At 36.1% G+C, this 8,062-nt stretch carries 8 protein-coding genes; 6 read left to right on the plus strand and 2 right to left on the minus strand.

The features are described 5' to 3' along the window. Positions 1-22 precede the first annotated feature (22 nt). Genes CAAU_RS05940 through ade form a run of 6 tightly spaced genes read left to right on the plus strand, consistent with a single transcriptional unit; the run spans position 23 to position 6,621 of the window. Positions 23-1,345 (plus strand): 5'-deoxyadenosine deaminase, encoded by a 1,323-nt coding sequence (locus CAAU_RS05940; RefSeq protein WP_008908521.1) that lies wholly within the window; start codon positions 23-25, stop codon positions 1,343-1,345. A 12-nt stretch (positions 1,346-1,357) separates the two neighbouring features. Continuing rightward, positions 1,358-2,236 carry an FAD binding domain-containing protein gene (locus CAAU_RS05945; RefSeq protein ID WP_008908522.1) on the plus strand — a complete coding sequence of 293 codons (879 nt, stop codon included), beginning with the start codon at positions 1,358-1,360 and terminating at the stop codon, positions 2,234-2,236. Continuing rightward, complete coding sequence (locus CAAU_RS05950) at positions 2,223-2,693, plus strand: (2Fe-2S)-binding protein (protein WP_008908523.1); 471 nt, start codon at positions 2,223-2,225, stop codon at positions 2,691-2,693. The genes CAAU_RS05945 and CAAU_RS05950 overlap by 14 nt, the downstream gene beginning before the upstream one ends. Next, positions 2,683-3,924 carry a xanthine dehydrogenase family protein molybdopterin-binding subunit gene (locus CAAU_RS15380; RefSeq protein WP_040306081.1) on the plus strand — a complete coding sequence of 414 codons (1,242 nt, stop codon included), beginning with the start codon at positions 2,683-2,685 and terminating at the stop codon, positions 3,922-3,924. The genes CAAU_RS05950 and CAAU_RS15380 overlap by 11 nt, the downstream gene beginning before the upstream one ends. Before the next feature lie 11 nt (positions 3,925-3,935). Next, positions 3,936-4,910 (plus strand): xanthine dehydrogenase family protein molybdopterin-binding subunit, encoded by a 975-nt coding sequence (locus tag CAAU_RS15385; RefSeq protein ID WP_008908525.1) that lies wholly within the window; start codon positions 3,936-3,938, stop codon positions 4,908-4,910. 4 nt (positions 4,911-4,914) lie between these two features. After that, on the plus strand, positions 4,915-6,621 hold the full coding sequence (gene ade / locus CAAU_RS05965) for an adenine deaminase (protein WP_008908526.1): 1,707 nt from the start codon (positions 4,915-4,917) through the stop codon (positions 6,619-6,621). A gap of 337 nt (positions 6,622-6,958) precedes the next feature. Here ade and CAAU_RS05975 read toward each other — a convergent pair whose 3' ends face one another. Further along, a complete protein-coding gene (locus CAAU_RS05975) occupies positions 6,959-7,681 on the minus strand; it encodes an Mbeg1-like protein (RefSeq protein ID WP_008908528.1) in 723 nt (240 codons plus the stop codon). Next, positions 7,660-8,062, minus strand: a 403-nt coding sequence (locus CAAU_RS05980; protein ID WP_156792045.1) for a transposase, incomplete at its 5' end; no start/stop codon positions are given. The genes CAAU_RS05975 and CAAU_RS05980, both read right to left, overlap by 22 nt.

Genomic DNA, 8,062 nt, shown 5'->3' on the forward strand with positions numbered 1-8,062 from the left:
TTAATCTAATGGGGGGATAAAGATGCAAAGAATTTTAATAAAAAATGGATTAATAGTTACAATGAATAAAGATAGAGAAATATTAAAGGCTGATATTTTAATTGAAGACAATAAAATTAAGGAAATAAAAGAAAATATAATCGTTGAAGCTGATGAAGTTATAGATGCAGAAGGCAAAGTGGTTTTGCCTGGATTCATTCAAACCCACATTCATCTTACCCAAACCCTATTTAGAGGTCAGGCCGATGATCTTGAACTTCTAGATTGGTTAAAGAAAAAGATATGGCCCCTTGAAGGAGGGCATACAGAGGAGTCCAATTATATATCTGCAAAGCTTGGAATTGCGGAACTTATAAAGTGCGGAACAACTTCCATTATAGATATGGAAACAGTTCACCATACCGACAGTGCCTTTGAAGCGATATATGAAACAGGATTTAGAGCAGTTGCAGGCAAGTGCATGATGGACTATGGAAGTGAAGTTCCAAAGACGTTGATGGAAAATGCAGAAGACTCTATAAAAGAGAGCTTAAGACTTCTAAAAAAATGGCACGGAAAGGCTGGAAGGATACAATATGCCTTTAATCCAAGATTTGCAGTTTCTTGCACAGAAGATCTTTTATTAAAGGTTAGGGATCTTGCAAAGGAATACGATGTTTTAGTGCATACTCATGCATCTGAGAACAGAGGGGAAATTGAATTTGTTGAAATGGATAGGGGAATGAGAAATATACTTTACCTTCATAAGTTAGGACTTACTGGTGAAAAGGTTGTTCTTGCCCACTGTATATGGCTTGATGATGAGGAGATGAAAATACTTGCAGATACAGGGACTAAGATAGCCCACTGCCCAAGCTCAAATTTAAAGCTTGCTTCAGGTATAGCAAAGATTCCTGAACTTTTGGATATGGGAGCTAATGTATCGATAGGAGCAGATGGTGCACCCTGCAATAATAACCTTGACATATTCATAGAGATGAGAACAGCAGCTCTAATTCAAAAGGCAAGACTTTTAAGCCCAACGGTTATGCCTGCGATGAAGGTGCTAGAGATGGCCACAATAAATGGTGCAAAGGCTATGTGCATGGAGGATAAGTTAGGAAGCATTGAAGAGGGCAAACTTGCTGATATTATTATATTAAATCTTAATAAGCTTCACAACATGCCAACGGAGGAAGTTGATATAATATCACAAATAGTTTATTCAGCAAAGGCTGAGGATGTTGATACAACAATTGTGGATGGGAAGATTTTAATGAAGGATAGAAAACTTCTTACAATAGATGAAAATTCCCTCAAGGAGGATGTAAATAGAATAATCAAAAAACAGGTTAGCCTAATTTAGGGGGATAACATTATGGAAGCTATAAAACCTAAAAACCTAGAAGAGGTATTGGAGTATAAAAGCAAATATAAGGGTGATGCAAAGATAATTGCCGGGGGGACGGATCTTATTATCAAAATTAGAAAAGGTGAGGAAAATCCAAAGGCCCTTATAGATATAAGCTCCCTTAATGAGCTAAAAGGAATTAGAGAGACTTTAGAATACATTGAAATAGGTCCAGCAACCACCTTTACTGAAATTTGTGAATGTATCCTGTTAAACAAAAACCTTAAGGGACTTAAGGATGCTGCAAGAAGCGTTGGTTCACCTCAAATTAGGAATAGAGGAACTGTAGGTGGAAATATATGCAATGCCTCTCCAGCTGCAGACACTGTTCCACCACTTCTTGCTCTTGACAGCATTCTTGTGATAGAAGGAAAAGGCAAAAAAAGAGAAATTTATCTTAAGGATTTTTTTAAAGATAAGGGAAGAGGAGAACTTGAAGGTGACGAGATATTAACTAAAATTAAATTTAAAAATCCTTTAAAAAATCAAGGCCTTGGTTTTTATAAATTAGGCCTTAGAAAAGCCCTTGCAATTTCAAGGTTGAGTTTTGCTGTATTTTTAGAAATCGATGAGATGAATAGAATAGAAATTGTTAGAATTGCCAGCGGTGCAATAGGAAAATTCCCTATGAGGGAATTAGAAGTTGAAGAGTATCTTACTGGAAGAATCATAAATGAAAATACAATAGAAGAGGCTGAGACTCTTCTAGAAAGAGTTATATTCGAAAGATTAAAGGGAAGACAAACGGCAAAGTTTAAGAGTATTGCAGCAAAGGGAGTCTTTAAAAAGGCCCTTTTAAATGCCCTTTATCTTTGCAAAGGGGTGAATGATTTTGAAAAAAATTGAAGTTAACATAAATGGAAGGGATTACTGCCTTGATGTGGAGGAAAATTTAAGGCTTATTGACCTTTTAAGGGACAAACTTAAGTTAACAGGAACTAAGGAAGGCTGCGGAGAAGGAGAATGCGGCGCCTGCACAGTTATAATGGGTGGGAAGATCGTAAATTCATGTCTTGTTCTTGCCTTCCAAGCTGACAAAAGCAGGATAATTACAATCGAAGGAATAGAGGAAGATGATGTAATTAAAAATTCCTTTATAGAGGAAGGTGCAGTTCAATGTGGATTTTGCACCCCAGGAATGGTGCTTGCAGCAAAGAGCCTTCTTGACAAAAATTTAAATCCTACGGAAGAAGAAATAAGGGAGGCTATCTCAGGAAACCTTTGTAGATGCACAGGCTACAATAAAATAGTAAGTGCAGTAAAAAAAGCAGCCAAGCTTAAAAGGGGTGGGGATGGTGAATGAACTAAAAATAGTAGGAAAGAGCATTAATAAGATTGATGCAAAGGATAAAGTCGATGGCAGCGCAATATATCCACAGGATATTTATTTAGAAAACATGGCCTTTGGAGTTACAATAAGATCCACAAGACCCCATGCTTTTATAAAGGTGGATACAAAAGAGGCGGGAAAAATCGACGGGGTTTTAAAGGTATTTACGTATAAAGATGTCCCAGGGAAAAACCATCATGGTGTAGTTTTAAAGGACCATGAAGTATTTGCTAGTAAAAAGGTAAGAAGAATAGGAGATCCAATAGCCTTCATAGTTGCAGAAACAAAGGAAATAGCCGAATATGCAAAAAACTTTATAAAAGTTGAATACGAAGATATTCCCGCTGTTTTTGATCCTGAAGAGGCAATGAAGGAAGATAGCCCAAAGGTTCACGATAGGGATAATGTGTTTTATCATTTTAAAATAAGGCGTGGCGATGTAGAAAAGGCCTTTAAGGAATGTCACGTTATAGTTGAAAACGTATACAAAGTTCCAATGGTGGACCATGCCTTTTTACAGCCTGAGGCTGGGGTTGCATTTTTAGACGAGGATGGTAGAGTAGTAGTTATTGCATCAACGCAATATCCCCACTTTGATCAGGAGGAAATTGCAGAAAGCTTAGGCGTTAATAAAGAAATGGTAAGAGTTTTAACGCCAGCGGTTGGCGGTGCCTTTGGAGGAAGGGAGGATATAACTGTTCAAATTCATCTAGCTATTGCAGCTTTAACTTTAAAAAGACCAGTTAAAACAGTTTACTCAAGGGAAGAATCCTTCCTTGCCCATTCAAAAAGGCATGCAATGAAAATGTATTATAAAACAGGTGCACTAAAGGATGGGACACTTTTGGCTCTAGAGGCTAAAATAATAGGGGATTCTGGCGCCTATGCTTCATGGGCTATGAATGTTTTAAGAAAGTCAGCGGTTCATGCAACGGGGCCATATTATATTCCAAATGTAAAAGTAGACAGCTTTGCAGTTTACACAAATAATCCCTTTACAGGTGCCATGAGGGGATTCGGTGCAACACAGGTTCCTATAGCCTATGAACAGCAGATGGATATTTTAGCAGAGAAACTAGGCTTGACACCCATTGAAATAAGGCTTAAAAATTGCTTTAGAGAAGGCTCTGAAACTGCGACAGGTCAAGTTCTTGAGGGATTTGTCCCTCTTGAAAGATGCATTGAAGAATTAAAGTCCTTTTAGGTGGTGATATCTTGAAAAAAAGAGGAAAGGGCATTGCGTGCATATTTTACGGAACAGGCTATGGCAATGGATTCCCTGATGTATCAAGGGCTTATGCAAGGCTATTAGAGGATGGAAGGGTTGAAATATCCGTTGGTGCAACTGAGGTGGGTCAAGGTGCCAAAACTGTAATGGTTCAGATTGCTGCAGAAACGTTAGGACTTTTAGATAAAGATATAGTATTGATAAATGAAGACACATCCAAAACCCCAGATGCAGGAACTGCAGCTGCATCAAGACAAACCTATAATACTGGAAATGCAGTAAAGATTGCCTGCGAGAATTTAAAAGAAAAAATATTAGAAGATGCTGCTAAGTTATTAGGAGTTAATACTAAAGTTGGTTTGTGCATGAAGGACGGATTAATTTATGTTAAATCATATCCTTCAAAAAAGGTAAGCCTTAAGGAAATTGCTGAGCTTAATAAAGATCTTCAGGCAGAAGGAGTATTTACAGCTCATACTACCCAGATGGATGAAAACGGACAGGGAGCTCCCTATTGGCCGTATACCTTTGCATCCTGTGCCGTTGAGGTTGAAGTGGATACTGAAACAGGGGAGGTTTCGATATTAAGGGCAAAACATGTTTTAGATGTAGGCAGAGCGGTTAACCCATCCCTTGTAGAAGGTCAAATTGATGGAGGATTTGCAATGGGGGTTGGATATGCCCTTATGGAGGATATTGGCCTTAAAGATGGCAAAATGACTAATGGAAGCTTTGAAAAATATATTATTCCAACAGCCTTAGATATTCCTGAAATAGAAAAGGTTCTTATAGAATACCCTGAGGATACTGCACCCTATGGTGCAAAGGGAATTGGAGAACCTGTTATGATTCCTGTTGCACCAGCTATTTTAAATGCAATATATGATGCTATTGGAGTAAGATTTTATGAGATCCCCGTAACCCCTGAAAGGGTATTATTAGCACTTCAAAGTAAAGGGTGATTTGATGTTAGATTTAAAAAGAAGGATAGAAATAGCAAAGGGAAAGGAAAGAGCAGAGTTGGTTTTAAAGAACTTAAAAATAGTAAACGTATTTTCCCATGAAATTATAGAGGGAGACATCGCCATAGAAGATGGAAAAATAGTAGGGATAGGAAACTATGATGGAAGGAAGGAAATTGACGGAAAAGGACTATATGCATCTCCAGGACTAATTGATGGGCATGTTCATATAGAATCGTCCCTTGTAACTCCAGGTGAATTTGCAAAGGCAGTAGTTCCTAAAGGAACTACTTGTATAATTGCAGACCCCCATGAGATAGCCAACGTTTGTGGGATAAGCGGAATAGAATATATGTTAATGGCAAGTGAGAATCTTTCTTTAGATGTCTTTTTAATGTTCCCATCATGTGTTCCAGCAACCCAATTTGAAACTTCTGGGGCTGTCCTTTCAGATGAGGATATAAAGTCCCTTATAGATAACGAAAGAATATTAGGCCTTGGGGAGCTTATGGATTATCCATCTGTAATAGGCTGTAATGAAAAGGTTCTTAAAAAGATAAATGCCGCAAGGGGAAAAATAATAGACGGACACGGACCTTCCATTGAAGATAAAGAGCTTGCAGCCTATGTGGCAGCAGGTGTAAAAACTGAGCATGAATGTTCAACTACAAAGGAGCTTTTAGATAGATTAAGGCTTGGAATGTATATTTTAATTAGGGAGGGTTCTGCAGCAAGAAACCTTTCTGAACTTATAAAGGCGGTAAACCCATACAATTTAAGAAGATGCCTTTTCTGCACAGACGATAGGCATCCTGAAGATATAATTAAAGATGGGCATATTAATAATAATCTTAAGGTTGCTGTTAAAAATGGCTTAGATCCAATTTCTGCGATTACCATGGCTACATTAAATGCGGCGGAATGCTACGGCCTTAAGGGAAAAGGAGCTATATCTATAGGGTATGATGCTGATATAGTTTTATTTAAAGATCTTGAATCCTTTGAGCCGATAATGGTATTTAAAAATGGAAAACTTGTTGCAAAGGATGGAAGGCCGTTATTTGATGTTAAAAAGGTTGTAGATAGTAGCGTTTTAAATAGGATAAAAATAAAGGATATTAATGAAGATATGTTTAGGCTAAAGCTTAAGGAGGATGTTGCAAATATAATAAAGCTCTTACCCTTTAGCCTTGTAACAAAAAAGGTTAAAAAGAAGGTTATTTTAAGGGATAACGAGTTTAGATGTGAAGACAACGAAGGCCTTTTAAAACTTGCTGTAATTGAAAGGCACAAAGGAACAGGTAATGTAGGTCTTGGCATTGTTGAAGGATTTGGACTTAAGGGTGGTGCCATCGCTACAACTATAGCACATGATTCCCATAATTTGATTATAATTGGCGATAACGATAGGGATATGGTTACTGCAGCCTTAGAGATTCAAAGGGTAAAGGGTGGAGTAACGGTAGTTTCAAAGGGAGAAGTTTTATCGACATTACCCCTTCCAATTGCAGGGCTCATGAGCGATAATGATATAGAAACGGTAAACCAAAAATTATCGAAGATTATAAAAATAGCCTATGAAAGGCTTAATGTATCTCAGGATTTTGACCCTGTAATGACACTTGCCTTTTTAGCTCTGCCTGTAATACCAGAGCTAAAATTAACCGATTTGGGACTATTTAATGTAATTAATTTTACATTTGAAGTATAAAAAAGCATTTAGGCACAGCCTAAATGCTTTTTGTTTGCAGTTTATTCATAATTATTGCCACAGAATTGACACAAATAGGTATTAAAATAATAATCAAGAAATATGAAAGGAGTGTTGAAAATGTTGTAATTAGACATCTTGATCATTGTAGCTTTAGTTTATTTATGTAAAGACCATTTTACAAGTTTTTCCTCTGCAAGTGAAAAGCTTGACCTAATGCTTGTAGATGGAGAAATAAGCGAAGAGGATTACATAACTAAAATAAAACCCCACCTTTTAATAAATAAGGTGGGGCCAAAACTTTTGTTAAGCAAATTATAGATAGTAATACAAGATTTTATTTATATAAATATAAGTAAAAATTTGTTACTTTATGTAATGTTAGGTTCAAATTTGCTTCAGTTTCGGTTTTTAAGCTTCTATATGCAGATTGCTGAAGTTCATATTTTAGTGATTCTAAGGTTTTTATGCTTTTTTCCATAATTATGGAATTTTGTCTAATTAAATTTGAAGAGTCTAAAGTATTAATCAATTGGCTTTCTTTTTTATAATCCAGTATATTAGAATCAAAGTAGGATTGTTTTTCCTTCATTATTGAGTAAGTAAAATCTTTCCTTGTATCATAAGAAGAATAATAATTGTTAAGTCTACCCTTGAATGAGTTTTTATTTTGTTTTATTCTATCTAAAAGATCTGTTGAATGGGGAGCATCAAAAGCATAACAATATACGTTATTTAAATTATATATAGGCTTTGAGCTATTAGAGCCATTTTTTGTATTATTCATAAAGACATATGTTGATAAAAATCCACCAAGAGAATGTCCAGTTAAATATATTTTAGATTTTGGATATAAGGAATATGTTTTATCAAAAACTTTCAAAGCAAAAGAACCTTGACCAAACTTTTGTGTGCTTACAATTTCTTTATAATATTTAACATCATCAAAGCTATCGGTTCCGCGGTAGGCAATTATGATCTCATTGGTTTTTAAATTCCTGAATACTACACTATAAAAGGACAATTTAATTTTTTTATTCAGACCGTCGACAAACCCCACTTTTCAAAAAACGAAAAGTGGGGTTTGAGTATTTTTACAAGCATTTTTGATAAATATTTTATAAATACAAAGAAATTTTTGCCCTTTCCAGGGCCGTTTTGTCCCTTCTTCCACATCCAATTTGCCATCTTCTTTAAATTAAAGCAAGCACAAACAAGCATCGCTTGCATGGACACTTTTTCTATCCCTCTTAGTGTTGTCCATCGCAAACCATGCTTCTCCTTCAAGTCGGCAAATACCCTCTCTATGGTTTTGCTTCTATCTTTATATAGTTCTTTGCATTCGTATGTATGTCTCAAATGTTCTACTTCTTCTAGATATCCTTCCCATATATGTCGATTGACTATTTTTGTGTGATTTTTACTGCTTGTGCACATGCTT

The sequence above is a fragment of the Caloramator australicus RC3 genome (assembly GCF_000297115.1).
In the GTDB taxonomy this organism is placed as follows: domain Bacteria; phylum Bacillota; class Clostridia; order Clostridiales; family Caloramatoraceae; genus Caloramator; species Caloramator australicus.